This window comes from Metallibacterium scheffleri, assembly GCF_002077135.1.
GTDB classification, from domain to species: domain Bacteria; phylum Pseudomonadota; class Gammaproteobacteria; order Xanthomonadales; family Rhodanobacteraceae; genus Metallibacterium; species Metallibacterium scheffleri.
Genome location: NZ_LDOS01000002.1, coordinates 45,970 through 67,550 on the forward strand (window position 1 = coordinate 45,970; position 21,581 = coordinate 67,550).

The window sequence follows — 21,581 nt, forward strand, 5'->3', positions numbered from 1 at the left end:
GGGTCGGGGGCGAGGATGAAGTGTCCAATATGTGCAAAGCCGTCAAGTCTCTTCGCACGGCGCGCTGGAGTCGACTATTTCGAGTGCAGCGATTGCGGCTCACTCAGCGCCGATGCCGATTTTCTTCATGACGTCGAGCGCGGAAAAGTCAAGAACTATGGCGATGAGTATTGGCGTGCAGAATTGATGGCTGCACGGGAACGATCCTTCGGCTCGTCCATCGCGCGTGTGGCGGAGCTTTTCTATTACGCACGTATTCCGATCACTCGATTCATCGATATAGGTTCCGGTCCCGGATATTTGCTTGATTCGCTATCGACATTGTTGCCTGAACTTCACGATATGTTTTACGCGGTGGAACTCTCGCCACCCACCATTGCCTGTCGCACGAAGAATGAAAATTACATCGTCGGATCATTGGGTGATGCGCAACAAAAATTCAGCATTGGTACATGTATTGAAGTGATTGAACATTTGACCCCTGCCATTCTCGACAAGTTAGCCGCCCAAATGTCGCAGCGTAGTGAGTCTGGTGCGATTTATTACATTGGCTCGGGGCAGCCAGAATACGTCAAGAATGAAGACCCTCAGTATCTTGACCCTCTGGTCAGAGGTCACGTCGTTTCATATTCAGTGCAGGCACTGCGGCACATCTTTGCGCCTTATGGCTTCACGGTGATTCCGATGTTCGGACGCGCGTGGTGTGTTTTGATCGAGTACAAGTCGACCTCGCCAGTGCGCAATGCCGAAGATTTGCAATCGCGGATATGGAATCCAGTCAAAACCAATATCTCATTGCTGAAGTCAAGCGCATTCGGAGATTTTCTCGCTACAGTTGGACTGGAGTCCGCGCGTTGCTATACGGAGCATGCCATGTTTCTTGACTGTTCTGCCAAGGCCAAGTCTCTATTATAGTTTTTTTCGACGATTAACGAGCATGTCAGTTGCCTGCTAATTATTAGCATTGAGCAAAAATAATGATGATCAGTTGGCAAAACCTTGCTTGATGCAATTTGCGAGATAGAGACATGAAACTTAGTACATGGTTTGACAATAAGTTAGACATAATCGCGACACTCATAGCGATTATAGCACTTTTGTGTTTATTGTCTTACCTTGTTGTTACAGCATTAGTTAAGTTGCCTAGTTTTGATGGGGCAATGATGCTCAATAACGCAAGAATATTCTCGGAGACTGGGAGGTATGGGTATTTTTATAACGAATTTTTCTACTTCCCTTCTCAGACAGACGGATTAATTGTAGTCTTGGCTTCAATTTTGTTCAAATTTTTTGGTGTTGGAATTTTTACCGCGCAATTGCCAAATTTGATATTCAACATCATTCTCTTGTCAGGAATTATAGTTACTGTAAAACAGTTTGGTGCTGTGTTTTGGTCTGGGGGGCTTGTTGCAGCCTCTGTTATTTTGGTCCCTGGATTTTCTGAGTTTTCAGCGGGAGGCTATGGTGAAATTCCAGTTTTGGCACTTTTTCTCTGGGCTTTGATAGCATTCCGGAAATCATTAACTAATTCCAGATCAGATATGGCATTTGTATCTGGTCTGCTCCTTGGCCTCGCTTTTATTACAAAAGTGATGGCGCTGTTTTTTATCACTCCCGCAATTTCTTTGGCGCTTTTTTATTTGTATAAAAAAAAGATTAGATTGAAAATTATATTTGCCGCGGCAATTGGTGCGCTCGCAGTACCGTTGATATGGGAGTGTTTTCGATTCGTGCAAATGGGCCTGTCCGGCTACAGGCAATGGTGGTCTCTGCAGATTTTCCAGATCCTGCACCAATCGGGTGCTAGTACAGTTGATCATGCTGGCGCTAAACAAATCGTAGACCGTGCGATTTTGCATTTGACATTGCTCGGCGGTTTCGTATCAATTAACGCCTTAAATTTTTTGTTGCTGATAATCGTGGCAGTCGTAGGCTATTTGATTTTTAGAAAAAGACTCGAGAATATTGGCGACCGATTCGCATTTGACGTAATTGCGCTAACATGTGCGCTTTTATTTTTTTGGTGGATCTTTTTATTGTCTAGTAATGGTGCATGGCTGCGAAGAATTGAAGATGGGTTATTGATGTTATACATTTTTTACTGTACCGCAGTGGTACTGCTATTCAAATTTTGGCGTACACATAAACTAATTATGCGTACATTTGTTGCAATCGTGCTAGTTACTGCGCTTGTATCGCTATCAGATTTTTACAATAACTACATAGGGGGTTTGCCTAGAATTCAATCGCAGACACATGCAGTTCTGCGGGGTGCGCGTCTACTGAATTCATTGCCAGCGAATTCTCATATTTTCGGTGTGGGTTGGTGGCAATCTCCGCAGCTTTCGCTGTTTTCAAATCGTTCTTTCTACAATTACCAGCACTGGACTATAAAAAAGTTGCAAGATTTGCACCACGCATATTTCGTTACCGATGGGTATGCTCAAGCGCTTGGTGCTAATGAATTGAACTTTGTTCTTGATTCATCGGTGCACTCAGTGTTGATGCAAAGTTCTGCTGTATCAATTTACAAAATTAATCAATTTTTAGATTATCCGCATTTAGAGATTCCGCTTGACGAAGTTTCGACGCTTCCTTCTGCTCTGAGTCAACATACGTTCAATTTCAATTTCTCTCGGGGTATCTATCATGACTTTTGGTCGAGGCCGCAAAGCGAGGTTGTACTTGGCCGGTCCGATGAGTCATCCATGAACGTTAAAATTGTAGTGCCACCTGCTGTGATCAAGTCGAATCGGGTCCCAACTGTTTTCAAAATTGTTAGCCCGGGTTGTATAAATTATCACGCAGTCGTCAAGTCTTGGGTAAATACTTACCAAATACCGATAGAATGTAGTGCTTATTCAGTCATTGAGCCTTTCTTTGTCAAGTTTAGTATCAACGCACATGCGCCATTCATTCATCAGATCGATGCTGACAACAGATTACTCGGATTTATATTGCAGTCAGTTCAACTCGAAAAATGGCACATCAATAACAGCGACACATTATCTAGATTTCCGAACATCGTTGTTCAACATCTCTCAGCAGAAATTTCCACTCTACCGAGCGTACGAATGCGCGTCGATTGGGCCGACAATCGCTGTGCCGCCCAAACAGGTGTCGGTACCGCCAAATTCATATGGCAAGTGGCGCAGCCTGTGAAGGGTTCGACCGAGCTGTACGTGCGCTCCCCACCAGGACCGCAGACTTTGTTTGCTGCCGGTGGCCAACAGGGTAGCGCCGTGACCGGAGCCTGGGTTCAGGCCGGGCAGGAGTTCACCTTGCGCACGCACGATGGTCGTGAACTGGCCATCGTGCGCATGCGCTACACACCTTGCCAATGAGAATGACGATGCGTGAACCCAAGCCCAAGATCGCGCTGCTGATTCCTTGTTACAACGAGGAGATCGCCATTCGATCCGTGATCGAGGCCTTCAAGAAGTCGTTGCCTGACGCTGCAATCTACGTCTACGACAACAACTCCACGGATCGCACGGTCGAGTTTGCGCGCGCTGTGGGCGCGATCGTGCGCAGCGAAACACAGCAGGGCAAGGGCCACGTCGTGCGCCGCATGTTTCGTGACATCGACGCGGATTGGTACGTGATGGTCGATGGCGACGACACCTACGACGCAGCCATGGCGCCCGAAATGCTGCGCTTGGCCATGTCTGAACCCTGCGACTTGGTGAACTGTATCCGCCGCGAGACCGAACAAGCCGCCTACCGCGCGGGGCACCGTTTGGGCAACCAGCTTCTGACCGGCTCGGTGCGCATGATCTTCGGTGATCGCGTGCACGACATGCTGTCGGGTTACAAGGTGTTCTCGCGGCGCTTCGCCAAATCCTTCCCGGCTTTGAGCGGGGGGTTCGATATCGAGACCGAGCTGGCCATCCACGCGCTGGAACTGGCCATGCCGGTGGCGCATGTCGAAGGCGACTACAAGGGGCGACCGCCCGGTTCGTCAAGCAAGCTGAGTACCTACCGCGATGGCTGGCGGATTTTGATGCTGATCCTCAAGATGATCCGGCACGAGCGTCCGATGTTCTTCTTCGGTGCGCTGGCGGTGTCGCTTGCGTTGATTTCGGTGGGACTGGGCCTGCCGGTGATCGTGCATTACATGCAAACCGGCCTGGTTCCGCGCTTTCCCACGGCGTTCCTGGCGCTGGGCATCATGGTGTTGGCCGCTCTTGCGCTGACTACGGGCATCATTCTCGACACGGTGACGCGCGGCCGCCGCGAGTTGCGCATGCTCGTGTACCTGCAGCATCCGATCCGTGCGGTTGAATAGCAGCAGCACTTGCCGGCATGCTTTCGCACCCGTTCTGATCTGAGCCGCATGCGCAACTTTCGCAAGTTGTACCAGGCCTTGCCATTCGCGGCGCAGCGGCTGCGCATCAAGCGCTGGCTGGCTGCGCGCTCGGGGCTTGCGCGTCGGCTGGTGCTTGCCGCGCAGCAGGATGCCGCGCACGAACTGGAACAAGCCGCGCATGCGCCGGCGATCGCGCCGAGCGTCGATGCCGTCACACGGGTGCTGTCGCGTCCGCATGCGGGTGGGCGCGGCATCGGCTATGTCGCGCCATCGCAGGCAAGCCCGCCCGCGCCAATGCCGGTGCGGCTCGTCGCGTTCTACCTGCCGCAGTTTCATCCGACTGCCGAAAACGATGCATGGTGGGGTGCCGGCTTCACCGAGTGGACGCTGGTGGCGCGCGCCTCGCCCAAGGTCGAGGGGCAGACACAGCCGAAATTGCCAGGTGCGCTGGGCTTTTATGACTTGCGCCAGCCTGATGTGCTGCGTGCGCAGGCGCGCTTGGCGCGCATCTATGGCGTGCATGGCTTCTGCTTTTATTTTTACTGGTTCGGTGGGCGTCGGTTGCTGGAGCAGCCGCTGCTGGATTTTCTGGCCGATGCCGATAACGATCTGCCGTTCTGCCTGTGCTGGGCCAACGAACCCTGGTCGCGGCGCTGGGATGGGCGCGACGACGATGTGTTGATCGCGCAGCAGCACGGCGCCGAGGACGATAGGGCGTTCATCGACTACGTGGCGCGCTACTTGCGCGATGCGCGCGCCATCAAGGTGGATGGCAAGCCCGTGCTGGTGATCTACCGCCCAAGCTTGCTGCCCGATCCGAAGGCCACGGCGGCGCGCTGGCGTGCGCGTTGTCGCGAGCTGGGCATTGGCGAGATCCATCTTGCGTTCACGCTGGCGTTCGACAGCTTCGTGCCGCGCGATATCGGCTTCGATGCCGCGATCGAGTTTCCGCCCAACAATGTCGTGGCGCGCGACATCACCGCACAGGTCAGGCGGCTCGCCCCGGGCTTTGCCGGCCGCGTGTACGACTGGCGCAGCCTGGCCGCGGCACCGCCGATGCTGCCGGATGACGCCGGCACGCTGCACCGCGGCGTGTGCCCGGGCTGGGACAACGAGGCGCGACGCGCGGGTCGCGGCCGCGTGTTTCTGCACGCTGCGCCACGTCGTTACCGCGACTGGCTGGTGGCGGCGATGCGCGACACGTTGCGCCGTTGCGCGAATCGCGAGTCGGCGCTGCTGTTCATCAATGCCTGGAATGAATGGTCGGAGGGCGCCTATCTCGAACCGGATGCGCGTCTCGGTTACGCCTGGCTCGAGGCCACGCGCGCGGCGCAGCGGATCGTGGCGGCGAGCCCGCGGGTTGCGGCACCACGGAAACCGTTACGGCACGTGTGCGTGGTGCTGCATGCGTTCTATCCCGAACTGCTGGACGAGATCCTGCTGCCGCTGCGTACCTGGGGCGTGCCGTACCGACTGCTGTTGAGTACGGTCGCGGCCAGCGAAAAGGCCGTGCGCCAGAGAATTGCCGCGCTGGGCATGACGGCGGAGATCCAGGTTTTCGAGAACCGCGGACGCGATGTGCTGCCGTTCCTGCAATTGGCGTCGCGCTTGCTCGATGAGGGCGAAAACCTGGTTCTGAAGCTGCACACCAAACGCTCGCTGCATCGTGGCGATGGTGAGACTTGGCGCCGCGATCTGCTCAACAAGCTGGTTGCGCTGGACGAGTCCGAGTGCATCCTGCAAGCTTTTCAGGCCCAACCTGCGCTGGGCATGGTGGTGCCCGACGGACACTTGTTGAGTCTGCGCGCGTACTGGGGTGCCAATGCCGGCAATGTGCAATCGCTGTGCCGGCGCATGGGTATCGGCGAGATCGATCCGGACACGGCCGCCTTCCCGGCAGGCTCCATGTTCTACGCGCGTCTCGAGGCGCTGCGCCCGCTGCTCGACACGTCGCTGGAACTGTTCGAGTTCGAGCCTGAAACGGGGCAACAGGATGGAACCATGGCGCACGCGATCGAGCGCGTGCTCGGGCTGTGCGTGCAGGCCGCCGGGATGCGCGTCACCACCAGCACGACCCTGGACGAAACGGCACCGGTGGTCGTGCGCGACTATCCATTCGCGGCGCGCGCTGGTGAGTAAAGCCTTGCAAACCATGCATGCTCGGCATTCCGCAATCGGCTTTTGTTGCGCTTGTCCACAGCAGTCGGCGCGCCATCACCGGCTGTCATGCCCGCGTAGGCGGGGGACGTCGGGTGCGCAGCGGCAGGTCGAGGTAATCGCCCAGCTCGGTGAACTCGGCGATTTCCTCGCTCTTGGCGCGGATTTCCTTGTCGCTCATGCCCAGCAGCAGGCCGCGCAGACGGATGTTCTGTCGGCCGGTGGATTGGTCGTCCATGCCCAGGGCGATGTCCAGCAGCGGCACGGTCTTGCCCTGCGTGCGCTGGCATCGGCGGAGCGCGTCGCGGCGGTGGAGCCGTGCCGCGTGATGGCTGCGCGGCTCCATGCATGCTGCGCGGCTTGTGGGACGGCTCGCGCGGACGCCGCGGCCCGGCGCCGGGCGATGTAATGGAGCAGGCTTCGCAGGGCACTGTCTGAGGTCGCAGCAGCTTGTTGTTCTCGCCTGGGTATGCCAAGGTATTGCACATTGATACCCGAGCCCGGGCGACACATGAGCAAACCGACATCAAATCCGGTTGCGATCAAGATCGATCTCGACACCAAAGAGCGCGTGAAGCGCCTGGCTGCGGCGCGCCATCGCGCCGCGCATTGGCTCATGCGCGAGGCCATCAGCCAGTACCTTGATCGCGAAGAGAAGCGCGAGGCGTTCAGGCAGGATGCCATCAGGGCGTGGAACGAGTATCGGGCCACGGGCATGCATGCGACAGCCGAGGAGACGGATGCCTGGCTGGCCAAGCTGGAATCCGATGAGGCGGCCGAGCCGCCTGCATGTCACGGTTGATCTGGTCGCGATCAGCGCTCGGCGATGTCCAGCGGCTGCATCGTTTTCTCGTGTCCAAGAATCCCGATGCGGCACGGCGCTCGATTGCCGCCATCCGTCGCGGGGTGAGGATACTCGCTGCGCTGCCGGCCAGTGGCCGCCCGGCGGAGGACATGGAGGTCGAGTATCGCGAGCTTGTAATCGGGTTTGGCGATAGCGGCTACGTGGTGTTGTATCGCTACGATGGCGCGACCGCGGTGATCCTGGCCGTGCGCCATCAGAAAGAGGCTGGCTACTGACGTGGGTGGCGCAGGATATGCGTGCAGGCCGCCGGGATGCGCGTCACCACCAGCACGGCCCTGGATGAAGCGACGCCGGTGGTCGTGCGCGACTATCCATTCGCGGCGCGCGCTGGTGAGTAATTCCATTTCCACATCAATAGGTTAATAATATTGCCATCGCAGCCGACCAAGGTGAGCGTGATGGCAAGAATCGCGAGAGGGGTGGAAGCGGCGAAGCAAGCGCGCGCGGCCATTGCCGCGGCCAAGACGGTGGAGCAATTGCGGCAAGCGCAAGCGGTCGTGCCCCCCCGGGTTCGACAGTTCACGCCAAAAAATCGCCCATTTTCGCCTCATGCCCCAGCATTCATGCGGGTTCCCGGCCTGAATTTCCGAAACTCGTGTAGTGGCACGTTATGCCTTTTTACGTATGCTTGAACGTATATTTGACAAGCATGTTGGCTGTTTTATAGTAGCGGCATGTTCGTCAAGATCACTTCCTCCGGATCCCGGCGCTACCTGCAGCTGGTCGAGGCTTATCGGGATGACCTTGGTAAGCCCAGGCAGCGCACCGTGGCGACCTTGGGTCGGCTTGACCAGGTGGGCGATCAACTCGATCAAGTCATCACCGGGTTGGCGCGCGCCACCGGCAGAACTCTGCCCGCCGTGGAGCCGCCCTCCATCACCTTCGAAACGGCCCGCGCCTTCGGTGATGTGTGGGCGCTGACCGAGCTCTGGCACGAACTGGGGTTTGACCGACTGCGCCAGGCGTTTGGCCGCACCCGCCATGCGATCGATATTGAGGCGCTGCTGCGCATCATGGTGTTCAACCGCCTGTGTGATCCGGAGTCCAAGCTGGGCGTGCTGCGCTGGCTGGAGACGGTGAGCCTGCCGGGTTTGTCGCTGGAGTCAGTCAGTCATCAGCAACTGCTGCGCGCCATGGATGCGCTGGTCGATCAACAGGCCGCGGTCGAGAAGACGGTGGCGCAGTTGTTGCGTCCGCTGGTCGATCAGGAGTTGTCGGTCGTGTTCTACGACATGACCACCATCCGCGCGGCGGGCCTGTCGGAACAGGAGTCCGATGTCCGCCAGTTCGGCATGAGCAAGGAAGGCCTGATCGCACGCCAGTTCATGCTGGGCGTGGTGCAGACCGCCGAAGGCCTGCCGTTGCATCACGAGGTGTTCGACGGCAACACCGCCGAAGTGACCACACTCAAGCCCACGATTGAGAAGTTGGTGGCGCGCTTTGCGGTCAAGCGGATGATCGTGGTGGCCAATCGGGGCCTGCTCTCGCAGGACAATCTGGCCGAACTGCAGGCCATCACCTTGCCGAGCGGTGCTCCACTGGAGTTCATCCTGGCGGTGCCAGGACGCCGTTATGGCGAGGTGGCCGATGCGGTGGCGCCCGTGCATGCAAAGCACTTTGCCCACGCCACGCAAGAGGCGTTGGCAGAAACCCACTGGAATGGTTTGCGGCTGGTGATCGCGCACAACCCTGACACGGCCGCCACCCAGACGACGGCGCGCGACAAGACCATCCATGCGCTGGAGCAACAGGCGGCCCAGTGGGTCGGCAAGCTCGATGATCAGGATGAAGGCCAGCGCCAGCGCGGGCGTAAGCTGTCCGATGGCGGCGTGCGTGCCAAGTTCTACCGCGCCGTGTGCGAAGCGCAACTGACCCGGATCATCCGGGTGGACCTGAAGAGTGAGCGTTTCACTTACGGTATCGACGAGCAGGCCTTGAAGCACGCCCAGTTGATGGACGGCAAATTACTGCTGATCACCAACACCCAGGATCTGAGCGCAGAGCAACTGGTGGCGCGGTACAAGTCGCTGGCCGACATCGAGCGCGGGTTCCGCGTGTTGAAATCGGAAATCGAGATCGGCCCGGTCTACCACCGGCTGCCAGAGCGCATCCGCGCACACGCGACGATCTGCTTCATCGCGCTCATCCTGTACCGGATCATGCGCCAGCGCCTGCACGCCGCCGCCGCCCCGACCTCGCCCGAACGAGCGCTCGCTCAACTACGCCGCATCCAGCATCACCGCATCACCTTGAACGGCTCGCAACCCTCAGCCGGCCTGTCCACAACCAGCGCCGAGCAGAGCGCCTTATTGGCTACCCTCAAACTCTCCAAACCCCGCCTGCCGGAGCAGATGACCCTGCTGTAGTGGCATTTTTGAAATCTACAGACAAGCAAATCAAATACTTGCGTGCCTAACTGTCGAACCCGGGAGTCCCGCTTTGTCGAGTTCCTGAGAGGTGCACCATGACGAAGCACGAAACCTATGGCAGTGTGTGGGACGCCATCGCCGATACCCCGGAGCAAGCGGCCAATCTGCGCGCGCGCGCAGCACTCATGCAGCAGATCGCAGCCATCATCGAGGCTGCTGGCTGGAAGCAGGCCGAGGCGGCTGAACGCTGTGGCGTGACCCAGCCGCGCATCAATGATCTGCTGCGCGGCCGCGTGTCGCGCTTCTCCCTCGATGCGCTGGTGAACATTGCCACGGCGCTGGGCCGGCGTGTCCACTTGGCGCTGGAAGCCGCCTGAGCATATCGTCATCCTCGCTTGAGACTTGTCATCCCCGCGCAGAGCCTGCCCCCGCGAAGGCGGGGGCGGGAAGCGCTTCACAACAGCGAAGCGGGTCATCGCTTCACCACAGCGACTGGTCATCCAGTGCCGACGCCGTCTCCAAGTGCCAGAAGGCGCTGGATGTGCGGATAGCCATCCGCTGTTTGGAAATGGATTCCCGCCTGCGCGGGGATGAGTGCGCCCGTGAGGGCATCGTATCAGCGCGGTGCAAGTCCGCGTCGGGGCAAGCCACAGGCCCTGTAGTTGAAGGTAACTGCGTCGCTGAGAGGCGGGGTGGAGAGCAACCGGAAACGAACTGATGGTCCGTAGTAAAGCGAACCCGTTTCGGCGGGGTGTTGCGGCGAGCCTGCTCATTCATGGCGAAGCCTGGAACTCACCGATCACGCTGAGGTGGCTGTCAAAGCGATGATCGGGCACACCGTGTGGTTGGGGACGGAACATTGGGAAGGTGCGATGCAGTAAGCGGGGAGACCCGCGCCCGATGTGAACGGGTGAGGGAGTCAGAGCCTTCGTAGTACCGCAGGATCTTGAGTTGAGATCCGCGAAGCGCGGCTAGCAAAACCGCGTGGAGGGAAGGGGGGCAGGAAGGTGGATTCGGGAGGTTGAGAACGATGCACGCAAACTCATCGCAAGTGCCGGTAACGGCTAAGCACGATGAAGATACCCAGACTCGCGATTGGAGTTGGGTGGAAGCCTCGGTATGGACGGACCGAATGTTGGCAGCGCTGGACAACGGCGTGAAGGGAGGAAAATGGTTCAGCCTGATGGACAAGGTGATGCGTCCGGCGACGCTGCAAGCGGCGTGGGGACGGGTGGTGCGCAATTGCGGAGCGGCCGGGGTGGATCGTCAAAGTGTGGACGCGTTCGCGGCCCATGCCGAGCGCTACCTCGACGAGCTGGCGAGGGCGCTGCGCAGTGACACGTACCGGCCCCAAGCGATCAGGCGGGTCGAGATTCCCAAAGGGCGGGGCCAAACCCGTCCACTGGGGATACCGACGGTGAAGGATCGCGTGGTGCAAACGGCGGTACGGCTGGTGATTGAGCCGATCTTCGAGTCGATCTTTTGCGCACACAGCTACGGGTTTCGGCCCGGCCGCGGTGCCAAGCGTGCGCTGCGGGAGGTGGATGCACTGCTGCGGGCGGGGTATTGCCATGTGGTGGATGCCGACCTTGCCGGCTACTTTGACAGCATTCCGCACGCCGGTCTGATGGCGCGGGTGCGCGAGCAGATCGCGGATGGCCGCGTACTGCGCTTGCTGGAATCGTGGCTCAAGCAGGAAGTGATGGCGGGACTGGAACGCTGGATCCCCACGGGCGGTACGCCGCAGGGTGCGGTGATCAGTCCGCTGTTGTCCAATATCTACCTGCATGGGCTCGACGAGACGATGGCCGCAGGTGGCTATCGGATGGTGCGTTATGCCGATGACTTCGTGGTGCTGTGTCAGACCGCGGATGAGGCGCAACGTGCGCTGGCCGAGATTGGCACGTGGGTGGACGCCCACGAGCTGACCTTGCACCCGGACAAGACTCACGTCGGCGACTGCCGACAGGTAGGCCGCGGGTTCGAGTTTCTGGGCTATCGGTTCGAGGCCGGTCAACGCCGGGTACGCACGAAGAGCTGGAACGCGATGCTGGACAAAATTCGACAGCACACGCCGCGTACCAAGGGGCGTTCGCTGGCGAGCATCATCAGCCAGATCAACCCGATGCTGCGGGGCTGGTACCAGTACTTCAAGCATGCCCACCGGATCACTTTTGTTACGACCCGCGTTAATTTCGGGCCACTGACCCGACCTATCCGAAGGCGAACAAGGTGGGGTGTCCCTCGGTCATTTGAGCGGTACCCGGACCCAAGGCAATGCGGGACGCCAGGGTGCGCAACGGGTATCGAGGACGCCAGGAACAACGCTGCCAGTGGTGTGCGCTGGCGGCGTGTACGGTCGGTGAAGGGACTGGCTTCAGAAGGGTGGATCGGCTGCGGTTTCGGTGTTGTCGGGCTCGATCAAGCAGTCGCTGTACAGGTCTTCGTAGAAGCGATGGATCTGATCGCCGTAGTGGGCCTCGAAGAGGTCCAGGACGTGATGGATGAAGTCGTGGATCTGCACGACGGCATCGTCGCTGAGTCGAGGCATCGGGAAGTCGCCGGCCGTGAGGGTGTCAGGGTCGACCGCGTTGGGATTTGAGTTCATTGCAGCTCCGCGATGGCTTGCTGCACGATTTCGTCGGGCAGATGGTTCAGGCCTTTGGGTACGGCCAGACGCATGGCCGTGCACAGGATGCGGCCGGCCTGCCGAGGCAGGCCCTTGGAGGCCTGCCGCAAGAGCTCCAGGCCGGAGTCGGCGAGCAAGGTGTGCTGGCAGCCGGCACTCTTCAGGGCGTGCGCGATCAGAAGCTGGAAGCGTTCGCGCTCGACGACGGGTTTGAGCGCGACGCGCACCTGGATGCGGCTGGCCAGCGCCGCGTACGGGGCGCGGTCCAGGGTCTGGGCCAATGCCGGATGGCCCACCAGCCACACGCTGATGAGGTCGCGCGAGTCGAACGCGAAGTTCAGGAAGGCGGGGAAGTCGCGGAAGAACTCGTTCGGCAGGTTCTGCGCCTCGTCGATGACCCACAAGGGCGTGACCTGACGGGTGTCGACGAGTTCGTGAACGCGCTGCTTGATGTCGCGCCACAACTGGGCGCGGCGGTAGCTCGGCTCCAGGCCCAGTGCGCGCGCCAGGCCGCGGTAGATGTCGGTGCGGCCGAAGTCGGTCTCGGCTTGATAGAGCACGAGGTAGCGATGCGGGTTCAGGGCGCTGGTGATGCTGCGCAGCGCGGCGGTCTTGCCCACGCCGGGCTCGCCGGTGAGCAGGCCGAGTCCGGGCGATTGCAGCAGCCAGTTGAAGCGCTGGGTCAATTGCGCGAGGGCGCCGTCGTCCCAGGGCTCGGTGAGCTCCTTGCCCAGCGGGGCGTGACGCAGGCCGAAGTGTTGGAGGTACATCTCAGTTCCCCTTCTTCGCGCCGTGGTCGTTCACGCCGTTGACCTTCACGCCGTGATACTGCGCGTGCGCCATCTCCACCAGGTTGGGTCCGGTGCGCTCGCCCGGGGCCGCGGCCGGCTCGGGCTTGCGCCGCACGCGCCGGATGTTGGCCATCGCGTCCAGCGCCGTGGCCACGCCGAGTGAGTGGCCGGCCTCGTCCTCGACCCCCACGACGCGCTCGGTGTGCGGATCCACGACCAGCCGGACCGTCTTGCCCGACAGCTCGTAGGGCACCTCGAAGCGCTCGCCCAGGTACGACACCGTGCCATCCTTCCTGACCAGGCGATGGATGCGGTGGTGGAACAGCGCGTCGAGCCCCGCGGCCTTGGCACCCAGGCTGCGGATCCGGGGCAAGTCGCGCTGGTAGCGCGCCAAGGGCGTCAGGCCGCCCAGGCCGGCGTGCGCGGCGCGGTGGTAGATCTGCTCGAGCCAGGCCCACAGCCGCGCGTTGAGGTCGTCCAGATCCGCGATGTGCCGCTCGTCGAGTTCGCTGAGGAACTGGTCGCGCAGCGTCCGGTGCCAACGCTCCAGCTTGCCCTTGCCCTCGGGGGCGTAGGGCCGGCAGAAGATCAGGTGGATGCCCAGCCGGGCACAGATCCCCTGCAGTGTGTTGGCGCGGTAGGCGGCGCCGTTGTCAACGACGAGTTTGATGGGCACGCCCCGTCGCAACAGCGCCTGCTTGAGCACGCCCTCGACATCGAGCGCTGTCTCGCCCAGGCAGAACGCGCTGTGGGCGACCAGGCGCGAGGCGTCGTCAATCAAGGACACCAGGTAGGTCTTGCGCCGTTGTCCCTTCACGCTCACGCGTGGGCCGTGCATCACGTCGCCATACCAGACCGAGCCGGCGAACTCGGCGGCGAAGCTGCGCTTTTCTTCGGGCAGGCTGGCCGAGCCCGCCAGCCTGGACAGCCCGCTTTGCTGCAGCAGCCGATGCACCGCCGAGCGCGACAGGCTCGCACTCGCGACGGTGCCGGCAGCTTCGAGCAAGCGCACGATCTGGCGCACGGAGCGACGCGGGTTGTCGCGCTTGGCCGCCAGCACCGCCTCCTGGATCGGCGCAGAGATCCGCGACTGGCCACGGTCGAGCCGGGCCTTGGGCACCAGGCCCGCGATGCCTTCGCGCCGCCAGGCGTAGTACCAAGCCTCGATGGTCTTCTCGCCAATGTGGCGACGCTGCGTGCCGGGAATGGCGTACTCGCGCTGCGCCAACTCGCGGATCAATGGCTGCAGTTCGCCGCGCGCCAACTGCTCGCGACTGACCATGGGACCCAGCACCGACAGCCGGAACAGCGCCTTCGGATCGATCGGATTCATCGCGTGCACCTCGTGTGTTGTGAAGGTGCCGATGAGAGCGTGCCGGCGACTTCTACGGCAGGGGGCAAAGTGTGTGGGGTCCCTCCCGGGCGGGATTCAGGGGCGTCCTGCGGTCACGCAGGTGCGACTTATCACGGGACGCTCAGCTCCCGGTCGAGCCAGACCATGGCCCGGGCCAGGGGCATGGCGTCGATCACGTGGCGCCACAACGTCTGCCGATCGGGCCATCGACCCAGCTCGGGAAACCGGCTGCGCAGCACGCAGGCAAAGTGCTCGCCGCGTGCATCGAGCCAGTCTCGCCAGCGACGCACGGTCCGCCGGGCCCGGCACGTGCAGCGCGCGCACCGATGCACTGAACATCCGCCCAGCAACAGCGCCAGCACCGCGTGCTGCACGGCCCAGTCGTACCAGCGCCGGGGCGCGATGCACAACGGCAGCCGCGAGCACGTGCGCAAACATTGCCGGCACAGGAAACGCAAGACAGCCACCGGGTTGCGCGCCCCACCCGCGCGGCGATCGGCCTTGCGGTAATAGCAGCCGTGTCCCCACAGACCGCCCAGGCGGCAGTGCGGGCAGGCCTGCGGACGGTAGGCGTCGGCGTTCGTCACGACGGCGTCCAGGTGCTGATCGAGCGTGGTAATGCTCGCTACAATTCGGTCCATAGGCCGGCCTCCTTTGTGTCGTGTTGGATTCGCAAACCCACGATAACAAAGGAGCACCGGCCTATCTCGTTCGTGCCTCGTCCCAGGCTGCACTGGATGCCGTTCTCATGAACGCCCTGAAAGAACTCGGGGCGTCAGAGGCAATCGACCCTCGGCCTTCGACGGACGTAACAACTTTCAGCAAGCTCGACGGGTTTATCCGCCGGCGTCTGCGCTCTATCCTTCGTGCATACGACGGTCGGCGTGGGCACGGTCACACCCGCGAGGACCATCAGCGCTGGCCCAATAGCTACTTCGCTCAGCAGGGGCTTTTCACGTTAACCCAAGCCCATGCCTTGGCGTGCCGATCTCGATGAAGCAACCACCCACTGGAGAGCCGTGTGCGGGAGAACCGCACGCACGGTTCGGAGGGCGGGGAGGTGATGAGCCTTCCCGACCCCTATCGAAGGTGCGCGGGAATGACGAAGCGTGACCTTGCCTCCCGTCATTCCCGCGAAGAATCCACCCTCGCGACTGTTCTCGTCATTCCCGCGCAGGCGGGAATCGCTTCACAACAGAGAAGCGGGTCATCCAGTGCAAGGTTGGACCGCGCGCATCCGGACGCAGTGCGCTAGTTCGATACCGGAATCCTGCGCGTTGCTCAGCGCACAAGTCAGTCAGCCGCGCGCCACATGCGCCTCGTATTCGGCGGTGACATCGGCGGTACTGCCGATCGCCATCAGCTTGCCGCGATCCAGCCAGATGGCCTTGTTGCAGGCCTTGCGGATCGCCTCGTTGGAGTGCAGCGCGATCACCACGATCTCGGCGCGGCGGTGCAGGCCTTCCAGCCGCTCCCTGGCTTTCTCCTGAAAGCGCGCGTCGCCCACACCCAGCACTTCGTCCAGCAGCAGGATTTGCGCATCTACCGCGGTGGACACGGCGAAGGCCAGGCGCACGCGCATGCCGGTGGAATAAGTGCGTAGGGGCAGATCGAGGTAGTCGTTGAGTTCGGTGAACGCGGCGATCTCCTCGGTCTTGGCGCGGATCTCCGCATCGCTCATGCCCAGCAGCAGTCCACGCAGGCGGATGTTCTGCCTGCCGGTGGACTGGTCATCCATGCCCAGAGCGATATCCAGCAGCGGCACGGTCTTGCCCTGCGTGCGCACCTTGCCCGCGGTGGGAGGATAAATGCCGGCCATCACGCGCAGCAGCGTCGATTTGCCGGCGCCATTGGCGCCGATCAGGCCCAGGCGGTCGCCGGCCTCGATGCTGAAGCTGATGTCGTCCAGCGCGCGCACGATGACGACGCCGGCGTTGTCCTCGGCGATGCGGTTGCGGCGGCCCGCGCGCAACACGCGTTTTTTCAGCGACTGCCCGGAGACATCGAAGATCGGCAGATCCAGCCCGACGTGTTCCAGCGTAATCGAGGTGTCAGTCATCGGCTCACAGCCAGTAGGGGATGCGCTTGTGGTAGCGCCCGGTCAGCGCCAGGGCGAACACCCAGCCGACAACGGTCATGCCCAGCGCAACTTCCCAGGTGAGCGGTGTGGGCCATTCGCCCAGCAGCGGTTGGCGCGCCAGGTCGATCAAGTAGGCGAACGGATTTAAGGTCACGATCCACTCGTGTTTTTTCAGCGCGCTGGCCGCGAACATGATCGGGGTGACGAAGTACATCATCTGCATGAATGCCGTCACGATCTGCGGCAGGTCGCGGAAACGCGCCGAGAACAGGCCAACCACCATCGCCATCCACACGGCATTGAGCAACAGCACGATGAGACCGAGCAGGAACAGGGGCAGGGTCTCCCAGCTCTTGACGCCGTAGATGCCCAGCACGAGCAGCACGATCACGAAGTTGTGCAGAAAGATGATGAAGTTGCGCCACATCGCCTGGAACAGGTAGATCAAGCGCGGCGTGTGCACCTGGCGGATGTACTGTGCGCTGTTGATGTAGGCATTGCAGCCTTCGGTGATGATCGTGGCCATCAGCGTCCACGTCACCATGCCGGTCGACAGCATGGGCAGGTAGGTGTCCATGTTCTGACCCAGCAGTGCGCCGAACACCAGTCCGATCGCGCCAATCACCACGCCCATGCTGATGGTCAACCAGAACGGCCCCAGCTTGGAGCGCGCGTAACGTTGGCGGATCTCGATCCAGCCCAGCAGGCTCCACAGCCGCCAGGCTTTGATGCTGGCTTTGAGGTCAGCGGTGGCGATGCCTAGAGCGGCCATTGCGGTCCGATTGGGTCGAAGACGCGACATGATAGTTGACTCGGCCGCATCCGTAGCCAGAGCGGCTGCTGGGCTGCGTTTGCTGTTCATGGGCGACACGGACCTGCTGGTCGATTGGACTGGATACTTGATCGATGATCAGTTCGGATCACACGCGCGCCGCGCGCGCCTTGTCCACAGCGCGCGCTGGATTTCCTGTGGACAAGCTGATGATGAAGCCCGCCGGAGCCTTGCCGCGCCTGCCGCGCGCGACGCATTGAGCAAGCTTTGGCCACGTGCGTGGAGTGTGCCAAGATTCCGCGCATTCACTCGCAAGGTCGACCTCGTGAAACGCGCAGTCATCACCGGCATCACTGGGCAGGACGGGGCTTATCTGGCCCGCCTGCTGTTGAACAAGGGCTACAAGGTATTCGGCACGTATCGCCGCACCAGCTCGGTCAATCAATGGCGCATCCAGGAGCTGGGCATCGCCGAGCACGCCAATCTGGAGTTGGTCGAGTACGACCTCACCGACCAGGGCACCAGCATTCGCCTGATCGAGCAGGCGCAGCCGGACGAGGTGTACAACCTCGCGGCGCAGAGTTTCGTCGGCGTGTCCTTCGAGCAGCCGGCGACCACGGCGCAGATCACCGGCGTGGGCGCGCTGTTCCTGCTCGAGGCCATCCGCATGGTCAACCGCAAGACGCGCTTCTACCAGGCATCCACCTCGGAGATGTTCGGCAAGGTGCAGGCGGTGCCGCAGAACGAGCACACGCCGTTCTGGCCGCGCAGCCCTTACGGCGTGGCCAAGCTCTACGCGCACTGGATGACGGTGAACTACCGCGAGTCCTACGACATTTTCGGTGCCAGCGGCATCCTGTTCAATCACGAGTCGCCGCTGCGCGGGCGCGAGTTCGTCACGCGCAAGATCACCGACGCCGCCGCGCGCATCGTGCGCGGCCGCCAGGAAATTCTCGAGCTGGGCAACCTCGATGCGCGCCGCGACTGGGGCTACGCCGAGGAGTACGTCGAGGGCATGTGGCGCATGCTGCAGACCGATCATCCCGACACCTACGTGCTGGCCACCGGACGCACCGAATCGGTGCGCGATTTCGTCAACCTGGCCTTCGCCGCAGTGGACTTGCCGCTGCACTGGCAGGGGCAGGGCATCGACGAGGTCGGCGTGGACGCCAAGGGCCAGGTGCGCGTGCGCATCAACCCGCGCTTTTATCGTCCCGCCGAGGTCGAGCTGCTGATCGGCGATGCCGGCAAGGCGCGTACCGAGTTGGGCTGGGAAGCGCGCACCTCGCTGGAAGACCTGTGCCGCACGATGGTGCAGGCCGATTTGGCGCGCGTCGAGCATGACCGCTCGTTCTGAACCGCTGGCGCTGTTGACCGGCGCACGTGGCTTCACCGGGCGTTACCTGCGCGCGGAACTGGCGCAGGTTGGTCATCGCGTGCTCGGCGTGGTGCAGGATGGGGTCGCTGCAGCGGATGAAATCACGCTCGACCTGCGTGATCGCGACGCCACGTTGCGCGCGCTGGCGCCGCTGGCGCCGGACGTGGTCGTGCATCTGGCCGGCATCGCGCAGGTCGCGCACGGCGATGCCGCTGCGCTGTATCAGACCAACCTGATCGCCACGCGCAACCTGCTCGAAGCGCTGGCGCAGTGCGCCGCGCCGCCACGCGCGGTGCTGCTGGCCAGCAGCGGCAACGTCTACGGCAACCTCGGCGCCGAGGTGCTGGACGAGTCCATGGCGGCGCAGCCGGCCAACGACTACGCGGTGAGCAAGCTGGCCATGGAGCACATGGCGCGGCTGTGGATGCCGCGCCTGCCCATCATCATCGCGCGGCCGTTCAACTACACCGGCGTCGGCCAGAGCGAGGATTTCCTGCTGCCCAAGATCGTCGGCCACTTCCGCCGTGGCGCACGCGTGATCGAACTGGGCAACACCCACGTGGCACGCGATTTCAGCGACGTGCGCGAGGTCGCGCGCTGCTACCGCGCGCTGCTGGATGCGCCGTCCGCCATCGGCCAGACGCTCAACGTCTGTTCGGGCACGCTCGCCGCGCTGGACGAAGTGCTGGCGCTGATGCGGACCATCGGCGGTTACGCGATCGAGGTGCGCGTCAACCCCGCCTTCGTGCGCGGCCACGAAGTCGCGCGGCTGCGCGGCAGCAACGTGCGCCTGCGCGCCGTGCTGGACGATGCGCCGGGCGGCATCGCGCTGCGCGACACGCTGCGCTGGATGTACACGGCGCCCTGAGCCCGCGCATTCGCCGGTGCCGTGCGCCACCGCTTTGCCATCCCGATGGCGCGCCCCTTCTCTTGACACGTCCGCCCGGACGGCATTTCCTTCTCTTGATGTCATCCCGGACGGTCCGCAGCGCCGGGCCGGGATCCATGCGGGCGCTGCGCAAGTGCCACTGGGTCCCCGCTTTCGCGGGGATGAGTGCGCCCGTGAGGGCATCGTATCAGCGCGGTGCAAGTCCGCGTCGGGGCAAGCCACAGGCCCTGTAGTTGAAGGTAACTGCGTCGCTGAGAGGCGGGGTGGAGAGCAACCGGAAACGAACTGATGGTCCGTAGTAAAGCGAACCCGTTTCGGCGGGGTGTTGCGGCGAGCCTGCTCATTCATGGCGAAGCCTGGAACTCACCGATCACGCTGAGGTGGCTGTCAAAGCGATGATCGGGCACACCGTGTGGTTGGGGACGGAACATTGGGAAGGTGCGATGCAGTAAGCGGGGAGACCCGCGCCCGATGTGAACGGGTGAGGGAGTCAGAGCCTTCGTAGTACCGCAGGATCTTGAGTTGAGATCCGCGAAGCGCGGCTAGCAAAACCGCGTGGAGGGAAGGGGGGCAGGAAGGTGGATTCGGGAGGTTGAGAACGATGCACGCAAACTCATCGCAAGTGCCGGTAACGGCTAAGCACGATGAAGATACCCAGACTCGCGATTGGAGTTGGGTGGAAGCCTCGGTATGGACGGACCGAATGTTGGCAGCGCTGGACAACGGCGTGAAGGGAGGAAAATGGTTCAGCCTGATGGACAAGGTGATGCGTCCGGCGACGCTGCAAGCGGCGTGGGGACGGGTGGTGCGCAATTGCGGAGCGGCCGGGGTGGATCGTCAAAGTGTGGACGCGTTCGCGGCCCATGCCGAGCGCTACCTCGACGAGCTGGCGAGGGCGCTGCGCAGTGACACGTACCGGCCCCAAGCGATCAGGCGGGTCGAGATTCCCAAAGGGCGGGGCCAAACCCGTCCACTGGGGATACCGACGGTGAAGGATCGCGTGGTGCAAACGGCGGTACGGCTGGTGATTGAGCCGATCTTCGAGTCGATCTTTTGCGCACACAGCTACGGGTTTCGGCCCGGCCGCGGTGCCAAGCGTGCGCTGCGGGAGGTGGATGCACTGCTGCGGGCGGGGTATTGCCATGTGGTGGATGCCGACCTTGCCGGCTACTTTGACAGCATTCCGCACGCCGGTCTGATGGCGCGGGTGCGCGAGCAGATCGCGGATGGCCGCGTACTGCGCTTGCTGGAATCGTGGCTCAAGCAGGAAGTGATGGCGGGACTGGAACGCTGGATCCCCACGGGCGGTACGCCGCAGGGTGCGGTGATCAGTCCGCTGTTGTCCAATATCTACCTGCATGGGCTCGACGAGACGATGGCCGCAGGTGGCTATCGGATGGTGCGTTATGCCGATGACTTCGTGGTGCTGTGTCAGACCGCGGATGAGGCGCAACGTGCGCTGGCCGAGATTGGCACGTGGGTGGACGCCCACGAGCTGACCTTGCACCCGGACAAGACTCACGTCGGCGACTGCCGACAGGTAGGCCGCGGGTTCGAGTTTCTGGGCTATCGGTTCGAGGCCGGTCAACGCCGGGTACGCACGAAGAGCTGGAACGCGATGCTGGACAAAATTCGACAGCACACGCCGCGTACCAAGGGGCGTTCGCTGGCGAGCATCATCAGCCAGATCAACCCGATGCTGCGGGGCTGGTACCAGTACTTCAAGCATGCCCACCGGATCACTTTCAGCAAGCTCGACGGGTTTATCCGCCGGCGTCTGCGCTCTATCCTTCGTGCATACGACGGTCGGCGTGGGCACGGTCACACCCGCGAGGACCATCAGCGCTGGCCCAATAGCTACTTCGCTCAGCAGGGGCTTTTCACGTTAACCCAAGCCCATGCCTTGGCGTGCCGATCTCGATGAAGCAACCACCCACTGGAGAGCCGTGTGCGGGAGAACCGCACGCACGGTTCGGAGGGCGGGGAGG

Annotated in this window: 19 protein-coding genes; 13 read left to right on the plus strand and 6 right to left on the minus strand. The window is 61.8% G+C overall.

Going from position 1 to position 21,581, the window contains the following annotated elements; all coding sequences use genetic code 11:
• Positions 1–15: 15 nt before the first annotated feature.
• From Mschef_RS17135 to Mschef_RS05465, 4 genes are all read left to right on the plus strand, one after another.
• On the plus strand, positions 16–915 hold the full coding sequence (locus tag Mschef_RS17135) for a class I SAM-dependent methyltransferase (RefSeq protein ID WP_136256540.1): 900 nt from the start codon (positions 16–18) through the stop codon (positions 913–915).
• Between the two features lie 245 nt (positions 916–1,160).
• A complete protein-coding gene (locus tag Mschef_RS17140; protein ID WP_168708955.1) occupies positions 1,161–3,344 on the plus strand; it encodes an ArnT family glycosyltransferase in 2,184 nt (727 codons plus the stop codon).
• 8 nt (positions 3,345–3,352) lie between these two features.
• Complete coding sequence (locus tag Mschef_RS05460) at positions 3,353–4,288, plus strand: glycosyltransferase family 2 protein (protein ID WP_197686739.1); 936 nt, start codon at positions 3,353–3,355, stop codon at positions 4,286–4,288.
• Positions 4,289–4,336: 48 nt separating this feature from the next.
• The gene (locus Mschef_RS05465) at positions 4,337–6,448 is read left to right on the plus strand and encodes a glycoside hydrolase family 99-like domain-containing protein (protein ID WP_081126880.1); all 2,112 of its coding nucleotides are present in this window, start codon (positions 4,337–4,339) and stop codon (positions 6,446–6,448) included.
• Positions 6,449–6,533: 85 nt separating this feature from the next.
• On the opposite strand, the gene Mschef_RS18255 is transcribed toward Mschef_RS05465, so the two are convergent.
• Positions 6,534–6,812: an ABC transporter ATP-binding protein gene (locus tag Mschef_RS18255; protein ID WP_197686740.1), complete on the minus strand. Its 279-nt coding sequence runs from the start codon at positions 6,810–6,812 to the stop codon at positions 6,534–6,536.
• A 165-nt stretch (positions 6,813–6,977) separates the two neighbouring features.
• On the opposite strand from Mschef_RS18255, the gene Mschef_RS05475 reads away from it, so the two are divergent.
• The 5 genes from Mschef_RS05475 (at position 6,978) to ltrA (Mschef_RS05495) (ending at position 12,302) form a co-directional block, all read left to right on the plus strand.
• Complete coding sequence (locus Mschef_RS05475) at positions 6,978–7,268, plus strand: CopG family ribbon-helix-helix protein (RefSeq protein ID WP_081126881.1); 291 nt, start codon at positions 6,978–6,980, stop codon at positions 7,266–7,268.
• The gene (locus tag Mschef_RS05480; protein ID WP_081126882.1) at positions 7,256–7,546 is read left to right on the plus strand and encodes a type II toxin-antitoxin system RelE/ParE family toxin; all 291 of its coding nucleotides are present in this window, start codon (positions 7,256–7,258) and stop codon (positions 7,544–7,546) included. The genes Mschef_RS05475 and Mschef_RS05480 overlap by 13 nt, the downstream gene beginning before the upstream one ends.
• 459 nt (positions 7,547–8,005) lie before the next feature.
• The gene (locus Mschef_RS05485) at positions 8,006–9,697 is read left to right on the plus strand and encodes an IS1634 family transposase (RefSeq protein WP_081126883.1); all 1,692 of its coding nucleotides are present in this window, start codon (positions 8,006–8,008) and stop codon (positions 9,695–9,697) included.
• A gap of 98 nt (positions 9,698–9,795) precedes the next feature.
• Complete coding sequence (locus tag Mschef_RS05490) at positions 9,796–10,077, plus strand: helix-turn-helix domain-containing protein (RefSeq protein WP_081126884.1); 282 nt, start codon at positions 9,796–9,798, stop codon at positions 10,075–10,077.
• Positions 10,078–10,832: 755 nt separating this feature from the next.
• Entirely contained in the window at positions 10,833–12,302 is a 1,470-nt protein-coding gene (gene ltrA, locus Mschef_RS05495; protein WP_081129840.1) for a group II intron reverse transcriptase/maturase, read from the plus strand.
• A gap of 2 nt (positions 12,303–12,304) precedes the next feature.
• On the opposite strand, the gene Mschef_RS05500 is transcribed toward ltrA (Mschef_RS05495), so the two are convergent.
• The 5 genes from Mschef_RS05500 to Mschef_RS05520 all read right to left on the minus strand — a co-directional run bounded on the left by Mschef_RS05500 (position 12,305) and on the right by Mschef_RS05520 (position 17,326).
• Positions 12,305–13,099 carry an ExeA family protein gene (locus tag Mschef_RS05500; RefSeq protein ID WP_081126885.1) on the minus strand — a complete coding sequence of 265 codons (795 nt, stop codon included), beginning with the start codon at positions 13,097–13,099 and terminating at the stop codon, positions 12,305–12,307.
• A gap of 1 nt (position 13,100) precedes the next feature.
• The gene (locus tag Mschef_RS05505) at positions 13,101–14,453 is read right to left on the minus strand and encodes a DDE-type integrase/transposase/recombinase (protein ID WP_081126886.1); all 1,353 of its coding nucleotides are present in this window, start codon (positions 14,451–14,453) and stop codon (positions 13,101–13,103) included.
• Positions 14,454–14,584: 131 nt separating this feature from the next.
• Positions 14,585–15,061, minus strand: coding sequence for a hypothetical protein (locus Mschef_RS05510; protein WP_197686741.1), 477 nt, complete (start codon positions 15,059–15,061; stop codon positions 14,585–14,587).
• A gap of 710 nt (positions 15,062–15,771) precedes the next feature.
• Complete coding sequence (locus Mschef_RS05515; RefSeq protein WP_081126888.1) at positions 15,772–16,533, minus strand: ABC transporter ATP-binding protein; 762 nt, start codon at positions 16,531–16,533, stop codon at positions 15,772–15,774.
• A 4-nt stretch (positions 16,534–16,537) separates the two neighbouring features.
• Positions 16,538–17,326, minus strand: coding sequence for an ABC transporter permease (locus Mschef_RS05520; RefSeq protein WP_081126889.1), 789 nt, complete (start codon positions 17,324–17,326; stop codon positions 16,538–16,540).
• Positions 17,327–17,460: 134 nt separating this feature from the next.
• Here Mschef_RS05520 and Mschef_RS18260 point away from each other — a divergent pair, with 134 nt between their 5' ends.
• The 4 genes from Mschef_RS18260 to ltrA (Mschef_RS05535) all read left to right on the plus strand — a co-directional run bounded on the left by Mschef_RS18260 (position 17,461) and on the right by ltrA (Mschef_RS05535) (position 21,517).
• Positions 17,461–17,586: a hypothetical protein gene (locus tag Mschef_RS18260; protein ID WP_277921469.1), complete on the plus strand. Its 126-nt coding sequence runs from the start codon at positions 17,461–17,463 to the stop codon at positions 17,584–17,586.
• Positions 17,587–17,651: 65 nt separating this feature from the next.
• Positions 17,652–18,683, plus strand: coding sequence for a GDP-mannose 4,6-dehydratase (gene gmd / locus Mschef_RS05525; protein ID WP_242426471.1), 1,032 nt, complete (start codon positions 17,652–17,654; stop codon positions 18,681–18,683).
• The gene (locus Mschef_RS05530; protein ID WP_081126890.1) at positions 18,667–19,572 is read left to right on the plus strand and encodes an NAD-dependent epimerase/dehydratase family protein; all 906 of its coding nucleotides are present in this window, start codon (positions 18,667–18,669) and stop codon (positions 19,570–19,572) included. Before gmd ends, Mschef_RS05530 begins: the two co-directional genes overlap by 17 nt.
• Before the next feature lie 724 nt (positions 19,573–20,296).
• Complete coding sequence (gene ltrA, locus Mschef_RS05535; protein ID WP_081126891.1) at positions 20,297–21,517, plus strand: group II intron reverse transcriptase/maturase; 1,221 nt, start codon at positions 20,297–20,299, stop codon at positions 21,515–21,517.
• The last annotated feature ends 64 nt before the right edge of the window (positions 21,518–21,581 follow it).

Bases quoted from the DNA above. Each gene is read 5' to 3' on its own strand.
- Mschef_RS17135 (WP_136256540.1), top strand. From the start codon at position 16: ATGAAGTGTCCAATATGTGCAAAGCCGTCAAGTCTCTTCGCACGGCGC.
- Mschef_RS17140 (WP_168708955.1), top strand. From the start codon at position 1,161: ATGATGCTCAATAACGCAAGAATATTCTCGGAGACTGGGAGGTATGGG.
- Mschef_RS05460 (WP_197686739.1), top strand. From the start codon at position 3,353: ATGCGTGAACCCAAGCCCAAGATCGCGCTGCTGATTCCTTGTTACAAC.
- Mschef_RS05465 (WP_081126880.1), top strand. From the start codon at position 4,337: ATGCGCAACTTTCGCAAGTTGTACCAGGCCTTGCCATTCGCGGCGCAG.
- Mschef_RS18255 (WP_197686740.1), bottom strand. From the start codon at position 6,812: ATGGAGCCGCGCAGCCATCACGCGGCACGGCTCCACCGCCGCGACGCG.
- Mschef_RS05475 (WP_081126881.1), top strand. From the start codon at position 6,978: ATGAGCAAACCGACATCAAATCCGGTTGCGATCAAGATCGATCTCGAC.
- Mschef_RS05480 (WP_081126882.1), top strand. From the start codon at position 7,256: ATGTCACGGTTGATCTGGTCGCGATCAGCGCTCGGCGATGTCCAGCGG.
- Mschef_RS05485 (WP_081126883.1), top strand. From the start codon at position 8,006: ATGTTCGTCAAGATCACTTCCTCCGGATCCCGGCGCTACCTGCAGCTG.
- Mschef_RS05490 (WP_081126884.1), top strand. From the start codon at position 9,796: ATGACGAAGCACGAAACCTATGGCAGTGTGTGGGACGCCATCGCCGAT.
- ltrA (WP_081129840.1), top strand. From the start codon at position 10,833: ATGTTGGCAGCGCTGGACAACGGCGTGAAGGGAGGAAAATGGTTCAGC.
- Mschef_RS05500 (WP_081126885.1), bottom strand. From the start codon at position 13,099: ATGTACCTCCAACACTTCGGCCTGCGTCACGCCCCGCTGGGCAAGGAG.
- Mschef_RS05505 (WP_081126886.1), bottom strand. From the start codon at position 14,453: ATGAATCCGATCGATCCGAAGGCGCTGTTCCGGCTGTCGGTGCTGGGT.
- Mschef_RS05515 (WP_081126888.1), bottom strand. From the start codon at position 16,533: ATGACTGACACCTCGATTACGCTGGAACACGTCGGGCTGGATCTGCCG.
- Mschef_RS05520 (WP_081126889.1), bottom strand. From the start codon at position 17,326: ATGGCCGCTCTAGGCATCGCCACCGCTGACCTCAAAGCCAGCATCAAA.
- Mschef_RS18260 (WP_277921469.1), top strand. From the start codon at position 17,461: ATGATCAGTTCGGATCACACGCGCGCCGCGCGCGCCTTGTCCACAGCG.
- Mschef_RS05530 (WP_081126890.1), top strand. From the start codon at position 18,667: ATGACCGCTCGTTCTGAACCGCTGGCGCTGTTGACCGGCGCACGTGGC.
- ltrA (WP_081126891.1), top strand. From the start codon at position 20,297: ATGTTGGCAGCGCTGGACAACGGCGTGAAGGGAGGAAAATGGTTCAGC.